Origin of the sequence: Algivirga pacifica, assembly GCF_039543525.1 — a bacterium.
GTDB classification, from domain to species: Bacteria; Bacteroidota; Bacteroidia; order Cytophagales; family Flammeovirgaceae; genus Algivirga; species Algivirga pacifica.
Genome location: NZ_BAABJX010000062.1, coordinates 137,486 through 157,172 on the forward strand (window position 1 = coordinate 137,486; position 19,687 = coordinate 157,172).

Genomic DNA, 19,687 nt, shown 5'->3' on the forward strand with positions numbered 1-19,687 from the left:
GACACACGATAATTAATAAAGTAAGACTTCAATAAAAACTATAATAATATGAAAACTGTAAACAGAATCTTTGGAATCATCGCAGTAGTGCTTGTAACAATCATCTCTGTTTCAACAACTCAAGCAAGTGTTGCAGCATTCAAACCTCTAGCTGGAGGTATTACATACAGCTTTAAAGTAGCAACAGGACAACAAGCAGCTACACTAGTTCTTAAGGACATGGAAGGTAAGTCAGTAAACTTCATCCTTTCAGACAATAAGACGAACAGACTGGTAATGCACAGAAAGTTCGAAGGGATTAAAGAAACAAAAGCAAGCCTTGACTTTGCAGCGCTTGCAGCAGGAGAATATAAAATGGTATTGCAGTTTGAGGACAATAGAGTCGTTAGAATCTTGGAGATTACTGACGAGCAAACTGTAGTAATGAAAGATTATCAATTGGCTAGATTGGATATGCCTTACCAGATTAATCTGCACGGAGAAGATTTGAACATTATCTTCAACAAGCAAGCAGAAAGAGCCCTTGATATCAAGATTACAGACACAAGAGGGGTTGTGGTATATTCTACAAGCTTTGTGAAAGGCTTTAAGCCAGTAAAACATTTTGACTTGAGCAACTTGAAGAGCGGTATCTACTATGTTCGTATCAAAGGACAGGAGACTGATGTTACGGAAACAATTGCTCTATAATCAAGTCCATAAAATTATTTGATATAAGATCTGATATAAAACTCATTTGTTTATCAAAGTAGTAAACAGTTAAAAGCATAACCGAAAAAAGCAGGGTCCTACCCTGCTTTTTTTTTATTCCTAAATAATCCAATTGTTTATCTTTGTACATGTTTGGGATAGAGGAGGAGAGGTTGATGTTATATAAACAAAAACAAACAGAAGATATGCTAGATTTTATCAAGGGAATTTTTGGAAAAGGGATTGAAGGCTTTACAGAATTAGAGGATGAGGCATTTGCTGCTAAGTTAAGAGATACATCCAAGCCTTTTATTCTTGACGTTCGTTCACGTCAGGAGCATAAAGAGGAGAAGTTACATAATGCCTTTAATATGGATATAATGATGCCCAATTTTGAGGAGCGTATAGGCCATATGGATAAGGATAAGCACTATTTTGTGTATTGTAAATCTGGTTCCAGAGGTAGAAAGGCTTGTAGGAAGCTTGTAAAGGCTGGTTTTAAGCACATCTACAATCTAAAGGGAGGATTGAATGCCTGGACGGGAAAAACTGTCTAAGGACAACTTATTTGTTCATGATGTTTAGGTGAGCTTCGCTCGTTCATGATGTTTAGTTGATTTGTTGAGTTTCATCACTTCGTGATGAGTTGACTCGAGTTGATGTGTTGCTGGATTTCGATAAATACATCAACTTGAATCAATATACTATGTATATGGAGCGAAGCTCCATTTAACAATTCAACTAAACATCATGAACGAGCGAAGCTCACCTAAACATCATGAACAGAAATGCTACTCCAGGCTTTTCATAATCTTTAAAATAACCCGTACAATATAAGAAACGAGCATCATCACCAGCATTCCTTGTATATAGTAGGAGAACTCCGCTTCTTTTTCTATGATCAACATAACGCCAAAGAAAAAGGCGGTATAAATGACCCAAACGATGAGTAAATATTTAATTTCTTCTAGTGGTTTGAACTTCATAGCTTCCTCCTTAACTATTTCTTTTTTTCTTTTTCTTCCTTACGTTTTTTCAGCCATAAGAGTAGAAGTAAACATACGGCAGAGAAATTAAAAAGCCAGTAGCTTTCATTCAGGCCTATGGTCATACTTTGGTGTACGCCGATAATAAAAAAGGCAACTCCCATGACGAAAACAATCGTGCGTAGCATTTTATCTTTTTCCTTATTTTGTTTGAAATTCGCTTCTTTCCAATTAATCAATATAAGCAGACCCTTCTACATTAAGGATTTCATAATCATCTGGATTATGCTGATTGGCTTTTAGTCCAGTACCATAAGTAATTAGTCCGTCTGCGGTGATTTTAACTTTAGTGTCAGTATATATATCCCCATTATTCTTATTGTAATTTAGGGTATCTGTTTCTAAGGTTTGCTCTTTGTTCAGATCGATAAGGACAACATTTCCCATCGCTTTATAGACGTGTTCTTTTTCGTAGTAAATGGCGCTGTCAGCCACTAGAGTAGACTGCTTCTCTCCCTTGGGGTCGTAAGTCGTGATAAAAATACCTTCCGGAAAGTGCTCATTGCCATCGCTGTAGCGTAACTGTAAAGCTGCCTCCATTTTCATATTGAGCTTGGTGTTTTCCGTTACAGTCATCACGACATTTTTAGACATATATTCTGGTGTGTTGGGATCCAGCATTAAGGACAGCTCTTTCTTTGTTTTTGTTTTTTGACATCCTCCAAAGATAGCTCCTAATAAAAGTAGTGAGATCAGCTTATTTTTCATGGTGTAAAAAAATAGTGAATAAGATATGCGCAAAAGTACAATTCCTTTTGCAACAATTGGAGTATAAAGTACTTAAATAAAATTAAAAAGGTCTGCAGCATAATTGCTGCAGACCCTTATCATTATATTCTTAAGCTAGTGTAGCTGGAATTATGGTCTCTTACGGATGATCGTAGTACCACCAATCCAACATCCTACCTGAATAGGCTTACCAGCTTCGTATCCTTGCTGGAAGATGTCTGCCATAGATGGGAACTGTTGTTTTACTTCAGCCATCTTCGCAGAGTTTCCTGCTCTAGAGTACATATCGTAAGCAGCTAGGTAACATGCTCTTGATTTTACTTCGTCTTTGATATCGAAACAATCTTTGTAAGAACCGTAGTATAGGTCACCAATCAAAGTGTAAGCTTCAGCAGCCATAGACTCGTCAACCTTAGCAGCTTCCAAAGCATCAGCTCTAGCAGCAGACTTTTGTCCAGCTCTGTTCTTGAACTTCGCAAGAGAGATCAACGCTTCTGCCTTTTTCGCAGGGTTCTCTTCGTAAAGCTCAATAGACTTGTTCATGTAGTCCATTGCCTTGCTTAGAGAGTCCTTAGAAGCATATTGCTTTGCAATTACGTTTGCAAGACCTGCGTCTGGCTCGCTGTTGAATACATTTACAGAAGCTTCTAGGAAGTATGGGCTGTCTACATACTTAGCGATTAGACAGTACTTCATCATGTTTTTCGCTACTTTAACATCTGTTTTGTTAGCCTCGAAGATAGGACCATAGATGTTGTTTACGAAATCCTCATCGATTTTTACAATTGCAGGAAGCATTTTGCTGTCAATGGTAGACTTTACAGACTCCCACTTTGGCTTATACTTGTCTTTATCGTTCTCGATGTTGTAATCGATCACTTCTGCCATTGCACTGTACTTATCCATGTACCAGTCTACATTGTATGTAGCATACTTGTTGTATTCTGCGTCTGTAGTCTTGAACTCTTCTTCCAATCTTACCAACTCAGCTTTAGCTGCGTCTACTTTTTCTTTTGCCGTAGCGCCTTGCTGTGCATCTTCCAAGTATGGCTCCCAAGTTAGGATGATACTACGTTGTGCTTTTACCGCGTCAAGGTTTCTGAACTTGATTTCTTGGTTTTTGAAGTTCAATGCCAACTTAGTAGCGATTGCCATGTGTGACTGAACGTTACTGTAGTTTGCATCTTCTTTACCTTCTGCTTCAGCTACCTCTTCGTAGAAAGCCAAGTGCTTGTCCAAGTTGTCATCAAATGTAGGGCGGTCACTTAGGTAACGATAGTAGTACATCCCTTGGTAAGAAAGGTTTTTATCCCCTTTTCCAAAGTATTTAGTTCTCATATCGTAAAGCTTAAGTACCATGTCCTCGTACTCCGACTCTTTTGGATCTTTTGCTTTTGCTGCTTTACTAGCCAATGCCTTATACACTTTCAAGCCTTTGATGTAAAGGTTTTTATGAAGGTAAGGGTCATTTGCCAATAACCAGTCCAAAGAAGCCTTGGCAGACTCGTATCTTTTTGCCTTGATTTCGTCAGACATGAAGGTATACTTCTCTTTTGATGTCTGAACGTCTTCTCCCCAGCACCAGCCTTTGTCATCACAGCCTTTTTTCTCAGAGCCGTCTGCTGCTGTTTCTGTTTTCATTGATGTCGCATTTGCCTGCGCATCTTCCTGAGCGTTAGTCAGGTTTGTTACTAAAAAGAATAGTAAAAGGATGCTTCCAAACTTTTTCATAATAATGATAATCTGTTTTTAATTCACTCTTCGTTTAAGGAACCAGCGATCGTTTATTGTTAGTCCAAGTTGTACTCTGAAATATTCTTCTCTGATGCCCTCTCCCAGGTCGTCTTCAGTCCATCCATACTCACCAGCCAATGATAGGGCTGAGAAACTCTTAATCATAGGGAAAGAAACACCAATGTTGAAACTATAATCCTCCAGTGAGCGGCCTTCCAGTTGCTCATTGAATGGTTTTTTATAGTCCAATGTTTCATATTTAAAACCACCTCTCCAGGTGATTCGTTTCCAATAGCTTGTAGCCGACATAAAGTCAGGTGTATATTCACCACCAACACTGATACGCTCAGCTCTGCTTAATTGGAAAAAGGATACCGAGTTGCTGTTATCGAAAACCTCTTGATCATCCAGTTGTTTCAACTCATAATCTACTCCTACACTTAGCTTTCCTGCATGCTCATAGCTGATACCTGCAGTATACACCTCTGGAAATGTTTGCTTCAATTCATCATTGAACGTCAACGTATCCAGATCAATAGGAGTATCAATAGTCGTAGAACGTATAATCACAACACTTGATTCAAATTTGTAATCCATCTTTGGTTGATACGTACCACCGATATTGATTCTTTTCTTGCCTTCATCCGCTAAAGGAATCTTAAACAACACGCCTGGTTTATAGGTAAACTGTCGATGATTAACTCTTTCCAGTTTACTGGTGTTGTTTGCGGTAGTCGAGCCGATTAAGCTTGACTTAAAGCGTTTGTCGATATTACCAAAGACGAAATCTCCTTCAATACCGACTGTGATATATTTTCCAAGGTCAAAAGAGTGTCCAAAATAAATTTGATTTACCCCTCCCTCTCCAAGTTTTTGTCTATTATAGTACTCTACGATAGCATCATTATCATTGGCGATAGGCTCAATACTATTAATGGTGTAATTAATAGAAGTAATTGGACGAAGCCCAAACCCCATACTCCACCATTTAGTCAGTGGCATGGCAAAGTGGAAGTAACTGATGTTTCCTCCTATGTCATGCTGAGACGGCAAGCCTTCCTGTGAAAGGTTTCTGCGCTCCAAATAATAAGCGGCTTCGAATTGGGTGTAGTATTTGTTGTAGGTCAATAAAGCCGGGTTTAACATATTGGCTTGCTGAGTACTTCCCATACTGACACCCGCGCCTCCCATAGCTTGATTACGAATTCCTCCTAGTCCAAGGATTTTTCCCGTACCCAGAATAGAGTAGGGAGAATTGGCAATCTGTGCCTTGGCCTGATAGCTAAAAAATACAGAGGCTAGTATAAGTAAACTATAAATTTTTTTCATTCGTCCGTAAAATTCTATTTAACCCATAGTGGATTAAATGGTAGTCTGCAAAGATGAAAGGTTTTAAAGCTTTTTCAAAGTAAATTCCGTCTCCACCACACAGGATTACCTTGATTTTGCCAAATTTTTCCTGATAATGTTGGATGATCCCTATGATTTCTGCCTTTAAACCGTGGTAAACGCCAGATTGTATACTTTGCTCCGTACTATTTCCTATTAATCCTATTTCAGGATTGGTAGAACATAGCGGTAAACGAGCTGTAAACGCTTCCAGAGCTTTAAAACGCATGCTAAGACCAGGAGAAATACTGCCGCCGTGATATTGGTTGTGTTCGTCAATAAAGTCAAAGGTAACACATGTCCCCATATCAATAACCAGACAAGCATCCTCAGGAAAATGTACTTTTGCACCCATCACGCCTGCCAGTCTATCCAGACCTAGCGTATGAGGAGTGGTATATAAGTTGTGTATTGGAAGAGACGTCTTATGGTTAAAAGACATCACAAAAGGGATAAAGGTCAGAAGCTCCTCTGTTAAAAAATCCTTATTTTCTCCAACATTACAGATAATCGCTTCCTCGATGACATAGTTTTGCAAACAATTTTTTACATCGGATGCTGTGAGCCTTGAATAAACCTTGATCAATTCATCTTTATAAAAGATGCCTACCTTTCCATATGTATTTCCAAAGTCAATTGTCGCTCTATAAAGAGCGTCCTTGCCTGCCTTCATCATTCTTCCAAAAAATGGTAAAATCCTAACAGTCAATATTACAAATTTTATAAGGACTGCGCACAGGAAACTTTAGATTTAACATTATTAAATGTTAAATAAATTTAATGCTAAAGGGGAGGACATTATTCGACAGCAAAATATACAACGGTGTCTCCTTCTTGTATTTCTTGTTGCATCGGTTCTAGTTGGCTAATAGGGGTGACGGCTTGGTTGCTGGAAATGAGAAACAAAGGAACTTTGACGGATTTTTTTTGCAATAACTCAATAAACTCTTGGTTGTTTTGCACTTTTTTCTCGACAAAAGTTGGACGTGTACGAATAAACTGTGTAATACCTATAAAATCATATTGTCCACCAAAAAGAACGTTAGCAGGAGCAGGCCCTACTTTTTTCTGTTCGGCATTCGTAATAAGACGATAGGTATTATGGCTTCCGATCTCTCTTCCGATCATACGAGTAGCCATCATATTGATATCGCTATTGGAGGTAGTGGCATACATTTGCCCGTACTGTGAGAAGTCAATTTCTTCTAACGCTTTATCATTAAGAATACTTCCTTCATAAACAGGAAGTAGAAGATTCCGAGCTTCCCGAATATTGTAGGCGGATGTATCACATAACATCACGGGGATACCTTTGGAATGTAGGAACTTGGCCAGATAGCGAGCAGTTTCATTGGCCCCTAAAAATAGAATGCCATTGGGCGTTACCCGTCCAACTCCTAGGAGCTCTACAACCTTTTTAGCAGTAAGTCCTTGTTGTACAACAGTTCCTACGATAGTCATAAAGGTTAGGGGTAAAAGCATTTTAGCCTCCTCTGCCTGTTCTGCTGAGATAATACCTTGGAAAGATCCATCTGATAATTTTACAGAGAAAAGGGACGCCACTGCAGCAGCAACGATTCCTCGTGGACAGATATAAGCAATGAATAATCGCTCTCTCCAGGTTAAGGTAGAATTATAGGTACTGATAAATACAACAATTGGACGTAAGATAAAGACGATTATCAGAAAGAGCATTAGAATTTTAATATTCAATAATGAGTATAGGTCGGCCATATCGATACGAGAGGAGAGCATGACAAATAAGAAGGATATAAGAATAATCGTTACATCTTCCTTAAAGGATAAGATATGCTTGAGTTCCTCCAAACGGGTATTCCCTATAATCATCCCTGAGATAGTTACCGCTAATAGTCCAGACTCTTCGTGTAACATATCTGATAATCCAAAAGTGAGAATCACAATCCCTAGGATAATAGTATTCCGAAGATAATGTGGGATCATTTGTCTACGTAGTAATAAATAGATGAGACTAGCGGATAAACTTCCAACAATAAGTCCTACGAGGACAGTAATCATAAACCCTTGAAGAGCGAAAAGTGTGAAGTATTGGTCTGCCTGTCCACTGATAATAAATTCATAAATCAGAATGGCTGCCAGTGCGCCTACAGGGTCTATAAGAATACCTTCCCATTTCAGAATAGTAGCAATATTATTATTGGCACGGACATTACGTAGAATAGGGCCAATAACGGTTGGGCCACTCACAACAATCAGCGCGCCAAACAAAAAGGAAATATGCCAGGAGTAGCCCATAATGTAATGTAGGGCTATTCCCCCTCCAATGAGGGTGACCACAGTTCCCACAATAATAAGGTTGCGAACGGTATGGGCTAGTGTTTTGATCTCTTTGATTTTTAAGGTAAGCCCTCCTTCGAATAGAATAAGTCCTACAGATAACCCCACCACATCAAATAGCATATCACCTTGGAAGATCATATCTCCATCAATGAACTTATTTCCCTCTCCCAGAATGATACTGGAAAGGGGACCGATCATTAAACCAATAATGATCAGAGGTAAGATGGCAGGCACCTTAACCCTCCAGGCAAGCCATTGTGCAAAAAATCCTAATACTAAAATTCCAGAAATTTCAATCATATCTTCAAGTATTATCGTGTGTTGGAGTAGTCTTATATCAATTTAGTGCATTGACTGCTAAGTAAACTTATCACTAAGTGCTACTTTCAATCGGTTTAAGGATAAAGGATAAAGGATAAAGGAATAGAAACCTTGAATAGTTATTTTTCCTTCCTCCTCCATTTGGAAGTAGTACCTTTATTTTTATTGGAAAACTTAATTAACCGATAAACAAAAGTTAACTCGGCAGCTTATATAACAGTAATATAGATGTCTGTGTTTCGGCCTTTATCATCGCTACAGGAAATTTTCACCTCTCCTTTTGGAGGAGTGAAGAAAAGAGCCTCTTGACTGTCTACCTTTTTTAGTAGCTGATCATTTATGTACCAATATACATATTCTACTTCTTGATTAGTTTGACATTCCAAAGATAATTGGACTGCTTCTCCTCCTGTAATATAGGTACGGCGATCTAATGGAGAGGTAATGGTAGGAGGATGATCGCTGAGTACGGCTTTGCAGCTATTCAGGTGAGGGGGTGTGTGCTCAAAGGGAATATTTTCTTTCTGATAATAGGCAATGAGTGCAGGAGAATAGTTCGGGTATAATGTTCTTTTATACCCATTATAAGGTAAGCAATCGGAACAGTAGCTATGCATATCATCTTCTGAGGTAAATACATAGTGCATATGCGTACACTTTTGTGTGGGTGATACTTGAGGAATGTAATAGTCTACAACCGTTTTATCACAAAAGAACTCAGGGATTTTCCCACTGACAGCACAAACGTCTCTTTCCTGTAATCTTTCAGGGTAAGAAAAAGCTTGTGAGCGACTGGCATTAGAGTCAATAGCCTTGAATAGTTCAAATAATAAAGGAGCGGCAGCTTGTGCTCCAGTGAGTCGATATACTCCTTGTCCGTCAAAGTTCCCCACCCATACCCCTATGGTATAGCGTTTGTTGAAACCTACGCTCCAAGCATCTTTCCTGCCATAGGAGGTGCCTGTTTTCCATGCAATCTTTGGAAGGTTACTTTTCTCTAGGAACTGCTGAGGAAAGTCAGGTCTTTTTACTTCGGTTAGAATATCTTGCAACATGTATGCAGAGGCTTCACTAACTACAGCTTGAGATGTTTGAGGTGTAGTCGGTTGCTCTGATAATAGGAAGCGCAGTGGCATATAAGTTCCCTTATTAGCCAAACTAGCATATAAGTTGGTTACTTCTAGCAATTTTACTCCACATCCACCCAGGGCTAATGACAACCCCAGTCGATGTTCTTGTTTTCCAATGCTTTCAAATCCATTTTTTTTAAGTGCTTGTATAAATGGGTATAACCCCACTTTGTCTAAGGCTTTCACCGCTGGGATATTCAAGGACTGTTGTAAGGCAGCAGCTATGCTGACACTTCCATGAAAATGGTTGTCATAGTTTTTTGGAGAGTAGTTCTTAAAATGGGTTTCCACATCCAGCACTTTTTGTTGTGGTGTATAGATCCCTTGGTCAAAAGCCATTCCATAGATAAAAGGCTTTAAAGTACTACCAGGTGATCTCAATGCCCTTACTCCATCAATTTGACCACTAAAACGATTATTGTGAAAGTCAGCTGAGCCTACATAGGCCAACACTTCTCTATGCTCGTTGTCAATAACAAGTACTGCCGCTTGATGAATCCCATAATGGTGTAGCTTTTGTACATACCTTTTGGTCAGCGTTTGGGTTTGGAACTGTAGTGAAGCGTCAATTGTGGTGTTGACTTTTGATGTTTTCTGAAACTTTCGACCTAACCAACGGGTTAAATGGGGAGCTTTTTTTACAATATTCCTTCGATAGGTATTTACAGGCTCATCAAATGCTGTAGCGATAGATGTTTTGGGAAAAAGAGCTGCTTCCTCAAATGTCCGTAGCCATTTATCCCTTCCTTCTTGTATAGCTTGATTGTCCTGACCAATTCTCCAACTAGTGGGGCGGTTGGGAATAATCGCCAGAATAGTAGCTTGGGATAAACTTAGTTGCTTGGGAGATTGATCAAAGTATAACAAGGAAGCCGCTTTCACACCCTCGATATTTCCTCCATAGGGAATGAGGTTAAGGTACATTTCCAGAATTTCTTTTTTAGAAAAGGAGAGCTCCAACTGTATGGCATGAATCGCTTCTATGATTTTATTTCCTAGTGTTCTAGGCTTGGGAGTGAGTAGTCGTACCACTTGCATACTGATGGTAGAAGCCCCAGAAGTTACCTTTTGCTGTAGTATATTATTACTTAATGCTCTAATGATGGATAAAGGATTGACACCTAAGTGGTAGTAAAAAAAACGATCCTCCTTAAAGAGGATAGCTGTAATGAGTTCTTCAGAAACATCTTCCAATTGAACTTCCATGCGCCACTTATCGGTATTGTTGAGAGTGGCACCTAGCACAGAACCTTCCCTGGAGGTATATACCGTAGAGTAAGAGATAGAAGGCTTAAAAGGAAACGCAAGGTGCAATACTATTAAGATAAGAAGTATCCCTCCACTCATATATAAAAAGTGGCGATAACGGAAAAATAATTTAGAGATTCTCAGGGATGTTTTCACAGCAGAAAAGTTAAATCATAGGTGTTGTATTCTAAAAATATAAAATAAGATTATTTCCACCAAAATAGGAATGCTGTGCCCACAGAGACTAGGGAAAAGGTAAAAAGCAAAAGGTAATGGGTAAAAAAGGATAAGGGATTTAATTTTCTCCTTTATCCTTAATAAAAGAGCCGTAGAATTAAATGCGAAATATTATACCGGAATCATTCGTGATTTCCATTTTATTTATAGGTTAAAAGGTTGATCTGTAAATTATACACTTTATTATAAAGGCTTGTTTTTAATTATTTTTCATACTAAAAAATAACTAATTAGATTTCTCCCTGTTAATGATATGGAATAAAAATATAAATTTTTTATGATCAGATATTGAAATATCTAAAATTAGTTTACATTTGTAGCGTAAAACTTACACTTAAATCAAGTAGATAAATCGATAGAACTTATACTTCTAATCACTTATTAAGCACAGATAACAACCATGGCATATATAGAACCGGCTCCTATTAAAGATAAGGAGAATCCATTTGAGTCAATGATGGAGCGATTCAATATCGCTGCTGAGAAATTGGGACTTGACCAAGAAACCTATGAAGTACTAAAAAGCCCAGCAAAACAGGTAGCGGTATCTTTACCTATTACCATGGATGATGGGACAAAGAAGGTCTTTGAAGGATATAGAGTAATTCACTCCAATACATTGGGCCCCTCTAAAGGTGGTATCCGTTTTGATCCGGAAGTGAATATTGATGAGGTAAAAGCATTAGCCGCTTGGATGACTTGGAAATGTGCCGTTGTGGATATTCCATACGGTGGTGCCAAAGGGGGAATCAAGTGTGAGCCATGGAAAATGTCTCAGGGAGAACTAGAGCGTTTGACACGAGCTTATACCGTAGCGATGAATGAGGTATTTGGTGAAGACCGTGATATTCCAGCTCCTGATATGGGAACAAATTCTCAGGTGATGGCATGGATCATGGATGAATACTCTAAAGCACAAGGTAAAACAGTGAACGGAGTAGTAACGGGTAAGCCTTTGGTCTTAGGGGGATCATTGGGTAGAGTAGAAGCTACAGGACGTGGAGTAATGGTATCTGCTTTGGCAGCCATGCAACGTTTGGGAATGAACCCTACTCAATCTACTTGTGCTATTCAGGGATTTGGTAACGTAGGAAGTAACGCAGCAGTTCTTTTGGAAGAAAGAGGGTTGAAAATCTTGGGAATCAGTGATCACACCGGTGCTTACTGGAACGAAAAAGGTTTGGATATTCAGGCTGCAATTGCATATAGAGCGGACAATGGTTCTTTGGAAGGTTTCTCAGGTGGAGAGCCAATTACCAATGAAGAGTTGTTGGTTAGTAATGTGGACGTACTGGTGCCTGCTGCAAAGGAGGACGTAATTACTTACCACAATGCTGATAAGATCAAAGCGAAATTGATCGTAGAAGGTGCTAACGGACCTACAGGAGCAAGAGCCGACAAAATCATTAATGATAAAGGAATTGTGGTAGTACCAGATATCCTAGCTAACGCAGGAGGGGTAACGGTATCTTACTTTGAGTGGATCCAAAACCGTTTGGGATACAAGTGGACCGCTGAACGTGTAAACCGTAGAAGTGATAGAATTATGAAAGATGCTTTTGAGCGTGTTTATGATGCTGCTCAAGAATATGATGTTTCTTTACGTATTGCTTCTTATATCGTAGCGATTCGCAAGGTAGCAGAAACTTATAAGTTGAGAGGAGGGTATTAATTCTTTGGGGGATTATCCCCCAAGATGTACTAATCCTTTAACCTTACCGTGTTTGAAAAAACGCTTCCATAAACAATACAGACAATATAAGCCATGCCGGATTTCCGACATGGCTTTTTTAATGAGGAATGAAAAGTGAAGAATGAAAAATAGATTGTTGCATCGTTGTATTGAGCTTCGCTCAGTTCAACGATGCAATAACCTAGAATATATAAAACTTTTGTTGATAAGTACTGCTGACATTACCAACATGATCTTTGAAGCGGAGGTATACAGGGATGTTGCCCATACCCGAAATAGTCCATTGGAAAAGAGGACGATAAGGTTTCCATTCAGCACCGTCAAAGTTCTCAGACAAAGAGATTTGGACAAACTCCGTATCCTCAGAGGCATTGACATGTACGGTGACTTCTCTACTTTGCTCCTTGGCGTTGAGGTACTCTAACTTTCTCTTTTGGACAAAAGTTCTACCCTCAAATTCTTCTTCATCTATTCTTTCTTTATAGATATGATAGCCCGCTATAAGTGGTGGTGTCTGGTCCAGGATAATCTTACTGTGGTAAACGGGACTTTCATTTAATGCATCATCCCTAAACTTGACATAGAGGGTATGCGGGCCATCAAAATCATCAAGTTTCCAGCTCTTTTCCGCTTGGTAAGGCTCCCATCGGGCAGGAAGTGGAAAGTTAGGTCTATCGCTGATAATCATCTCACTTCCTTCTTCTATATTTAGTTGTAGAGAGAGGAGACGTTCGTTGGTTAGCGCTTCGCCTTGATTAATTTGTATACGCCCATTTTTAGGAGCTTCTGTATCTAGTAGTACAGAAAGTTCTTGGGTAGGTGAGGCATTGCCAGAGTAGTCCATGAACTTGTAGTAAAGGATTTTTCTACCTTCTTCCCCCACAAACTCCCAGTCGATAGGTCCTATGGGATATTTAAATACACGAGCATTGGCAAAATCCTCGGTTTCTCCCACAAGCAGAAGATGTGCTCCTTGGGCTTTAGGTTTAAGCTTGACGATTTTTCCTTTGGTGGTAATATTGGGATCATGGATCTCCAAAGTAGTGAGCATTGGTGGTTGCTGGTCAATGAGGATGTGATCTTGTATAAGTCGGGATACATTCCCTAAAGAATCACGGAATTGTGCCAATACTCTTTTTTCAGAACTGCCTTCTGACAGCGTAAGCTCAACACTTTGTGCATAGGGTTGCCATTGTGTATTTCTCCATCGAAGATCTTCCGCTATTTTCATTTCCTTGGCGCCTGCAGCATGTGCATTGACCGTTACGGTACGTATATTACCACTTTTGGGCATATTAGAAAGTACAGGAAGAAGCTCATCTTTTTTCTCTACAATTCCAATGTATGGGTCCAAAGGAGGAGTGAAGTCCAAGGTGATAGTACCTTGAGAGGTCTTACTAATATTGCCTGCAGTATCTTTGAAGCGGAAGAAAAGTGTACGTTTTCCTTCGGTTTTATTCTTAAAGGCGTAATAAAAAGGGAAGCTGCTAAATGAGCGCCAGTTTTTCCCACTAAAGTTGCTGTCCTCACTGATCTGCATGAGGTCTGCATCAATAGAGGAAAGTTGTATGATAATATCCCTTTCCCCAGAAAGACGCTCTCCAAAAGTGAGTGGCTTGAGTCGTATTTGTGGAGAGGTGGGAGCTGTAGCGTCTAATACAATAGTACTTTGAAGTACTTCACTCTGGTCATGGGAGATACTCCTCACTTTGGCATATACTGTTTTGAGGCCATCTCCTTCTGAAAGTGTCCAGGGAAAAGAAGCTTGAAAGGGTTGCCAAACAGCTCCTCTAAAGTCTGGCGTATTGGCCACCATCATTTCGTGAGCATTTTGCGTCTTAAGATCTACGGTAACCTCTCGCTGTGGGTTGGTACAGAAATAATTACGTTGATCCAGGTGCACTTCATATAGATTGGCAACCTGTGCATAGGTGATCTTTTCTGTAAAGCGCTTAGTGTTATTGCCTACAGCATCTTGAAACTGTACGATGACGGTCTTTTCCCCATATCCACCTTCTCCAATATGGATAGAAAAGGCACTAGGGGTATAGGATTTCCATTCTTGCTGGGCAAAGTTCTCCTCGGTTCCTATTTTGAAGTAATGGGCATCTTCTGAGCGAAGTTTTACCTGAATATAAGGTTGATAACTACGTTTGTACTCATTAAGCAAGACAACCTTACAATTTTGAGGAGGAATATTGTCATAGGTGATGTAGTCGTGAACAATCTTAGAGATATTATGTGCTTTATCTCTAAATCGAGCATAAACAACCTTATCAGTATTAAGATTTAGCGTATCCAGTGTCCATGTTATTTTATCTTGAAAGGAAATCCATGGTTTGTTGGTAAACAGGGAATCATGGCTGATTTGCATCTCATGGGCACCATTGGAGTTGAGGTAAAGTGTCACCTCAGGAGTATTTGTAGCAGGCTTATCTTGGTTAATATATACCGTATTACTGGCAGGAGGAAGGTTATCCACATATATGGTGGTATGAATAGGCTCACTTTCATTACCAGCTTTGTCTCGGAAAAGAGCGTAAACTTTATAGTAAACCTCTTGTTGTGGAAACTCAGGGATTACCCATTCCTTAAACTCTTCCTGATATAACCTCCAACGTTCATTGGTAAAGGAAGGCGTATGATTTAGCTTCATGAACTCAGCTCCTTCTGCCTTGAGTTTTAGATTGACGACAGCAGTATGCGCAAGATGTCCCATATGGCGAGCAGAATCGACAATTAGATAGGGAGACTCTACTTCAACGTTGAGGGCTTTTGGGGGTAGGCGATCTACGATTACCTGACAACTTTTGATAGGAGAGATGTTGCCAGCTTGATCCTTGAACTTGGCATATACCGTTTTTTCTCCATCTCCTTCAGGAACACGCCAGTTATAATATAGCTCATTAAAAGGGACCCAAAAACTCTCTGAAAAGTCTTCCGTATTACTGAGCATCACCTCTGAAGCACCTTGTCCATATAACTTAAAATTCAGCGCGGTGGTGTTGGCATGTACTCCTCTCTCATAGTAGAGGGCACAGCGTTCAGGGGGAGTAGTGTCTAAAATTATTTTAGAACTGAAAACAGGGGATATTTTGTCTTTAACATTCCGGAATTGTACATAAACAGTTTTTGTTTCATCGTTCTCAGAGAGCTCCCAAGGGATTTCTGATTGAAAAGGAAGCCATTCTGCACTTTCTAGCAAGTACTCAGAGTTCCCAATTCTCATCTCCTTTGGCACATCATAATTGAGCTGTAGAGTGACTAATTGTTGATTTGTATAACGGGCATTGTCATTGATAATAATATGTTGGGCATGACAGAAAGCAGTTATACTGAGGGCGAAAAATAAAAAAACACTGATTCTTAGAAGCTTGAGAGAAAGATTTGCCACCATAATTACTAATATATTTTAGGAATGCTTTTATCCTTTTGATGTAGTGCAAAAAGTGTACAGAAACTGTAGCGTAGTACTTGAGTTTGTATCTCAAATATACGTTAAAAAGTAATAGGTAAAAGGTAAAAAGTAAGGGCATCCCTTGTGGGTGCCCGTCGATTACTACCAAAAAGGAAGGTCGGAGTCCCCTCGTGGGTGCCCGTCGATTACATTGACTAGGATACACAAAAAAAGATGCTCAAAAACGATTATCGTTTCCTGAGCATCTTTTTTGTGTTTTCTTCTAGAAGTCTTCTTTGAAGTGAGTAAACTTCGTCAAAGAACAGTCTATTTAGGCGATGAGGTCTTTGTAAGCCGCAACGTCCAATAGATCTGCTACTTCAGCATCATTGGTAAGTTTGATTTTGATCATCCATCCGTCTCCGTAAGGGTCAGAGTTAACGGTCTCAGGAGCATCCTCAAGTCCCTCGTTTACCTCTACGATTTCACCTGACAAAGGCATGAATAGGTCAGAAACAGTTTTTACCGCTTCTACTGATCCAAATACCTCACCAAGGTCTACTTCTTCACCTTCCTCAGAAATATCAACATAAACGATATCTCCTAGTTCTTTTTGAGCAAAGTCAGTAATACCTACATAGGCAAATTCACCGTCGATTTTTACCCATTCGTGATCTTTCGTGTACTTTAGTTCCTCCGGAAAATTCATGATTTTCGAGCGTTATTACTTTGATGTTTATAAAGTGGCTGAATGCGTCTTGTCAAGAGTGACTCAAAGACGAATCAAAGAAACGGATAATCGCTAAAAAAACAAAGAAAGGTAATAGGTAAAAGGTAATAGGTAAAAAGTAGGGGCACCTCTTGTGGTACCCCCAATCAAAGCCACTAAAACCATCTTCTTCCAAAACGGTTACTTTATAAAGGTTTTCCAGTCAAGACTTTTAATAAATTGTGGAATGAAGCATCTTTACTTCAGAAATACAATGCAATAAATTATTCGGAAAAGACGCTTTCCGGGACATATAAGAGATCATCTATTTTTTACAGGAAATGGGAAAGAAAAAGATTGCGGTTTTGGGCTCTACAGGCTCTATTGGAACCCAAACATTGGACGTAGTTAGAGCGCATGCAGAGCAGTTTGAAATTGATGTGTTGACAGCGGGTAATAATGCTTCCTTGTTGATTGAGCAAAGTTTGGAGTTTACACCATCCTTTGTAGTGATTGGAAATGAAGAAAAGTATGTAGAGGTAAAGGACGCCTTGGCTAGTAAGGGAATTCAAGTATTTGCAGGAGAGTCTGCCTTGACGGAGGTTATGGAGATGACTAATGCAGATATCGTACTAACTGCTTTGGTAGGCTATGCTGGTTTGCTCCCAACGCTTAAGGCTATTGACCGTGGAATGGATATTGCCTTGGCTAATAAAGAAACATTGGTCGTGGCTGGAGAAATTGTGATGGAACAAGCCCGTCAGAAAGGAGTGCATATTCATCCGGTAGACTCGGAGCACTCAGCAATATACCAATGCCTGATTGGAGAAGAGTCAAACCCTATAGAAAAAATAATCCTGACAGCTTCTGGAGGGCCATTTAGAGGAAGAAAAAGAGCTGATCTGGCACAAGTAACTAAAGAGCAGGCTTTGAAACACCCTAACTGGGATATGGGAGCAAAAATTACGATTGATTCTGCTTCCTTAATGAATAAAGGCCTGGAGGTGATTGAAGCCAAATGGTTATTTGACTTGACGCCAGAACAGATTGATGTTGTAGTGCACCCACAGTCGATCATACATTCTTTGGTGCAGTTTGAGGACGGAAGTATCAAGGCGCAGCTAGGGTTGCCGGATATGAAATTACCTATTCAGTATGCCATTGGATACCCGAACCGTTTACCTTCCAATTTTGAGCGTTTCAGCTTTTTGGACTATCCTAACCTTACTTTTGAGCAACCAGATAAGGAAACCTTCAGAAATTTACAATTGGCTTTTGATGCTTTGGAAAAAGGAGGTAATATGGCTTGTATCCTGAATGCGGCCAATGAAGTAGCTGTTCAGCGTTTCTTAAACGACGAGATTAAGTTCCTGGAGTTGGCGGAGCTGAATGAGGCTTGTATGCAAAAAGTGGCATTTATAGCGCATCCAACTTTACAGGACTATATTGAGACTGATAAAGAGGCGAGACGAGTAGCTGCAACCTATGGGAGTTAGCAGTGAACAGTGAACAGTGAGAAGTAAGCAGTGAATTATGGACTAATCATTAACCACTAACCACTAATCACCACCAACTATTCTCTAGCAACGAATATTCATTAAACGAAAAAAAGATATATGGGAACCGTAATTATGATTGCCCAGTTTTTGTTTGGCCTATCGGTTTTGGTAGCCTTGCATGAGTTGGGGCACCTGTTGGCAGCAAAGGCCTTTGGAATGAAAGCAGAAAAATTCTTTATAGGCTTTCCTCCAAAGATTGTAAGCTTTAAGTGGGGAGAAACAGAGTATGGATTAGGAGCGATTCCTTTGGGAGGATTTGTGAAAATATCTGGGATGATCGACGAGTCTCTGGATACGAAACAAATGGAGTCAGAACCTCAGCCTTGGGAGTTTCGTGCCAAGCCCGTATGGCAACGATTGATTGTCATGTTAGGGGGAATTATTATGAATGTGATCACCGGAGTGGTCATCTTTGTAGGGATTAAGTATGCCTATGGCACGGACTATTTGAGTATGAAGTCCGTGAATGAAGCAGGACTTTATGCCAATGAGTATATGGAAGAGATAGGGTTCCAAACGGGAGACCGATTTGTAAATTATAATGGACAGACACTAGAGAAGTTCAACGACTTGGGGCATATCCTCATCACGGAGGATGTGGAGTATATCACCGTTGATCGAAGCGGACAAGAAGTTAAAGTTGATTTACCGCAAGATCTGTTGAAGCACCTGGAGAAAAGAGGTGGATTTATTCGTCCGATTTGGCCAGTAGTGGTGAATGAGGTTTCTGCTGGGCAGGGCGCTGAAAAGGCGGGTTTGCAAAAAGGAGACCATATCGTACGCTTGGATAGCACCGAAATTGTGGACTTCTACCAGTTCAAGGAATTGTTGGATGAGCACAAAGGAGGAGAGGTAACCTTACAATATGAGCGTAAAGGAAGTTTATATACGGTAGCAGCACCTGTGAGCGAGCAAGGGCGTTTGGGTTTTGTACTGGAGCAGTTGCCTAAGTTTGACAATAAACAATACTCTTTGGTAGAAGCTGTTCCTGCAGGAACAAAAGACGCCTTCAGAGTAGTAGCTCTACAGCTGGGAGCATTTGCGAAGATGTTTACCGACAAGATTGATGCTTCCGAGAACATGACAGGACCTGTTGGAATGGCTCAGATTTATGGAAAAACCATTATGATCAAGAAATTCCTTTACATTACAGGGCTACTGTCGATGGTATTGGCCTTTATGAACCTACTACCTATTCCAGCCTTGGATGGGGGACACGTGGTATTCTTGACTTATGAAATGATCTCAGGACAAAAGCCTTCTCAAAAAGTATTAATTGCGGCTCAGCAAATCGGAATGATTCTATTGCTAGCGTTATTGATATGGGTAACCTGGAACGATATCCTAAGACAGTTTTAAATAGCTTCAGAGATTGAGTATATCATTGAGGTAAAAAGCACGGACTATATTTTTAGTCCGTGCTTTTTTTAGTGTGCCGTGCATGGTATTTGGCTAGGTGGTGCAAGTCCACTGTGGGGGATGGTAG

The 19,687-nt window shown here is 39.9% G+C and carries 15 protein-coding genes; 5 read left to right on the forward strand and 10 right to left on the reverse strand.

Features of this window, described 5'->3' with window-relative positions; all coding sequences use genetic code 11:
* Positions 1-48: 48 nt before the first annotated feature.
* Both ABD985_RS19615 and ABD985_RS19620 read left to right on the forward strand, forming a co-directional pair.
* Positions 49-690 carry a T9SS type A sorting domain-containing protein gene (locus ABD985_RS19615; RefSeq protein WP_345374756.1) on the forward strand — a complete coding sequence of 214 codons (642 nt, stop codon included), beginning with the start codon at positions 49-51 and terminating at the stop codon, positions 688-690.
* 206 nt (positions 691-896) lie between these two features.
* Complete coding sequence (locus tag ABD985_RS19620; RefSeq protein WP_345374757.1) at positions 897-1,247, forward strand: rhodanese-like domain-containing protein; 351 nt, start codon at positions 897-899, stop codon at positions 1,245-1,247.
* Between the two features lie 234 nt (positions 1,248-1,481).
* On the opposite strand, the gene ABD985_RS19625 is transcribed toward ABD985_RS19620, so the two are convergent.
* The 8 genes from ABD985_RS19625 to pbpC form a co-directional block, all read right to left on the reverse strand.
* Positions 1,482-1,676, reverse strand: a complete 195-nt coding sequence (locus tag ABD985_RS19625; protein WP_345374758.1) for a hypothetical protein — start codon at positions 1,674-1,676, stop codon at positions 1,482-1,484.
* Between the two features lie 14 nt (positions 1,677-1,690).
* A complete protein-coding gene (locus ABD985_RS19630; RefSeq protein ID WP_345374759.1) occupies positions 1,691-1,864 on the reverse strand; it encodes a hypothetical protein in 174 nt (57 codons plus the stop codon).
* A gap of 43 nt (positions 1,865-1,907) precedes the next feature.
* Positions 1,908-2,444 carry an LPS export ABC transporter periplasmic protein LptC gene (gene lptC, locus ABD985_RS19635; RefSeq protein WP_345374760.1) on the reverse strand — a complete coding sequence of 179 codons (537 nt, stop codon included), beginning with the start codon at positions 2,442-2,444 and terminating at the stop codon, positions 1,908-1,910.
* Positions 2,445-2,594: 150 nt separating this feature from the next.
* On the reverse strand, positions 2,595-4,196 hold the full coding sequence (locus ABD985_RS19640) for a hypothetical protein (RefSeq protein ID WP_345374761.1): 1,602 nt from the start codon (positions 4,194-4,196) through the stop codon (positions 2,595-2,597).
* Positions 4,197-4,214: 18 nt separating this feature from the next.
* Positions 4,215-5,528, reverse strand: a complete 1,314-nt coding sequence (gene bamG / locus ABD985_RS19645; protein WP_345374762.1) for a BamG family beta-barrel-assembly machinery protein — start codon at positions 5,526-5,528, stop codon at positions 4,215-4,217.
* Positions 5,512-6,264: a type III pantothenate kinase gene (locus ABD985_RS19650; protein ID WP_345374763.1), complete on the reverse strand. Its 753-nt coding sequence runs from the start codon at positions 6,262-6,264 to the stop codon at positions 5,512-5,514. Before ABD985_RS19650 ends, bamG begins: the two co-directional genes overlap by 17 nt.
* A 122-nt stretch (positions 6,265-6,386) precedes the next feature.
* Positions 6,387-8,207, reverse strand: a complete 1,821-nt coding sequence (locus ABD985_RS19655; protein WP_345374764.1) for a cation:proton antiporter — start codon at positions 8,205-8,207, stop codon at positions 6,387-6,389.
* Between the two features lie 230 nt (positions 8,208-8,437).
* The gene (gene pbpC, locus ABD985_RS19660; RefSeq protein WP_345374765.1) at positions 8,438-10,762 is read right to left on the reverse strand and encodes a penicillin-binding protein 1C; all 2,325 of its coding nucleotides are present in this window, start codon (positions 10,760-10,762) and stop codon (positions 8,438-8,440) included.
* 481 nt (positions 10,763-11,243) lie between these two features.
* On the opposite strand from pbpC, the gene ABD985_RS19665 reads away from it, so the two are divergent.
* Positions 11,244-12,515, forward strand: a complete 1,272-nt coding sequence (locus tag ABD985_RS19665) for a Glu/Leu/Phe/Val family dehydrogenase (protein WP_345374766.1) — start codon at positions 11,244-11,246, stop codon at positions 12,513-12,515.
* Positions 12,516-12,717: 202 nt separating this feature from the next.
* On the opposite strand, the gene ABD985_RS19670 is transcribed toward ABD985_RS19665, so the two are convergent.
* Entirely contained in the window at positions 12,718-15,933 is a 3,216-nt protein-coding gene (locus tag ABD985_RS19670) for a hypothetical protein (protein ID WP_345374767.1), read from the reverse strand.
* 331 nt (positions 15,934-16,264) lie between these two features.
* Positions 16,265-16,642: a glycine cleavage system protein GcvH gene (gcvH, locus tag ABD985_RS19675; protein ID WP_345374768.1), complete on the reverse strand. Its 378-nt coding sequence runs from the start codon at positions 16,640-16,642 to the stop codon at positions 16,265-16,267.
* Positions 16,643-16,983: 341 nt separating this feature from the next.
* Between gcvH and ABD985_RS19680 the strand changes: the two genes are divergently transcribed.
* Both ABD985_RS19680 and rseP read left to right on the forward strand, forming a co-directional pair.
* Positions 16,984-18,138, forward strand: a complete 1,155-nt coding sequence (locus ABD985_RS19680) for a 1-deoxy-D-xylulose-5-phosphate reductoisomerase (protein ID WP_345374770.1) — start codon at positions 16,984-16,986, stop codon at positions 18,136-18,138.
* A 120-nt stretch (positions 18,139-18,258) separates the two neighbouring features.
* Positions 18,259-19,560 carry an RIP metalloprotease RseP gene (rseP, locus tag ABD985_RS19685; protein WP_345374772.1) on the forward strand — a complete coding sequence of 434 codons (1,302 nt, stop codon included), beginning with the start codon at positions 18,259-18,261 and terminating at the stop codon, positions 19,558-19,560.
* Positions 19,561-19,687 lie beyond the last annotated feature (127 nt).

Excerpts from the sequence above, each read along its gene's own strand:
- ABD985_RS19680 (WP_345374770.1), top strand. The coding sequence starts at position 16,984 with ATGGGAAAGAAAAAGATTGCGGTTTTGGGCTCTACAGGCTCTATTGGA.
- ABD985_RS19630 (WP_345374759.1), bottom strand. The coding sequence starts at position 1,864 with ATGCTACGCACGATTGTTTTCGTCATGGGAGTTGCCTTTTTTATTATC.
- ABD985_RS19615 (WP_345374756.1), top strand. The coding sequence starts at position 49 with ATGAAAACTGTAAACAGAATCTTTGGAATCATCGCAGTAGTGCTTGTA.
- ABD985_RS19640 (WP_345374761.1), bottom strand. The coding sequence starts at position 4,196 with ATGAAAAAGTTTGGAAGCATCCTTTTACTATTCTTTTTAGTAACAAAC.
- bamG (WP_345374762.1), bottom strand. The coding sequence starts at position 5,528 with ATGAAAAAAATTTATAGTTTACTTATACTAGCCTCTGTATTTTTTAGC.
- ABD985_RS19670 (WP_345374767.1), bottom strand. The coding sequence starts at position 15,933 with ATGGTGGCAAATCTTTCTCTCAAGCTTCTAAGAATCAGTGTTTTTTTA.
- ABD985_RS19655 (WP_345374764.1), bottom strand. The coding sequence starts at position 8,207 with ATGATTGAAATTTCTGGAATTTTAGTATTAGGATTTTTTGCACAATGG.
- ABD985_RS19620 (WP_345374757.1), top strand. The coding sequence starts at position 897 with ATGCTAGATTTTATCAAGGGAATTTTTGGAAAAGGGATTGAAGGCTTT.
- ABD985_RS19665 (WP_345374766.1), top strand. The coding sequence starts at position 11,244 with ATGGCATATATAGAACCGGCTCCTATTAAAGATAAGGAGAATCCATTT.
- ABD985_RS19650 (WP_345374763.1), bottom strand. The coding sequence starts at position 6,264 with ATGATGAAGGCAGGCAAGGACGCTCTTTATAGAGCGACAATTGACTTT.
- rseP (WP_345374772.1), top strand. The coding sequence starts at position 18,259 with ATGGGAACCGTAATTATGATTGCCCAGTTTTTGTTTGGCCTATCGGTT.
- ABD985_RS19625 (WP_345374758.1), bottom strand. The coding sequence starts at position 1,676 with ATGAAGTTCAAACCACTAGAAGAAATTAAATATTTACTCATCGTTTGG.
- gcvH (WP_345374768.1), bottom strand. The coding sequence starts at position 16,642 with ATGAATTTTCCGGAGGAACTAAAGTACACGAAAGATCACGAATGGGTA.
- lptC (WP_345374760.1), bottom strand. The coding sequence starts at position 2,444 with ATGAAAAATAAGCTGATCTCACTACTTTTATTAGGAGCTATCTTTGGA.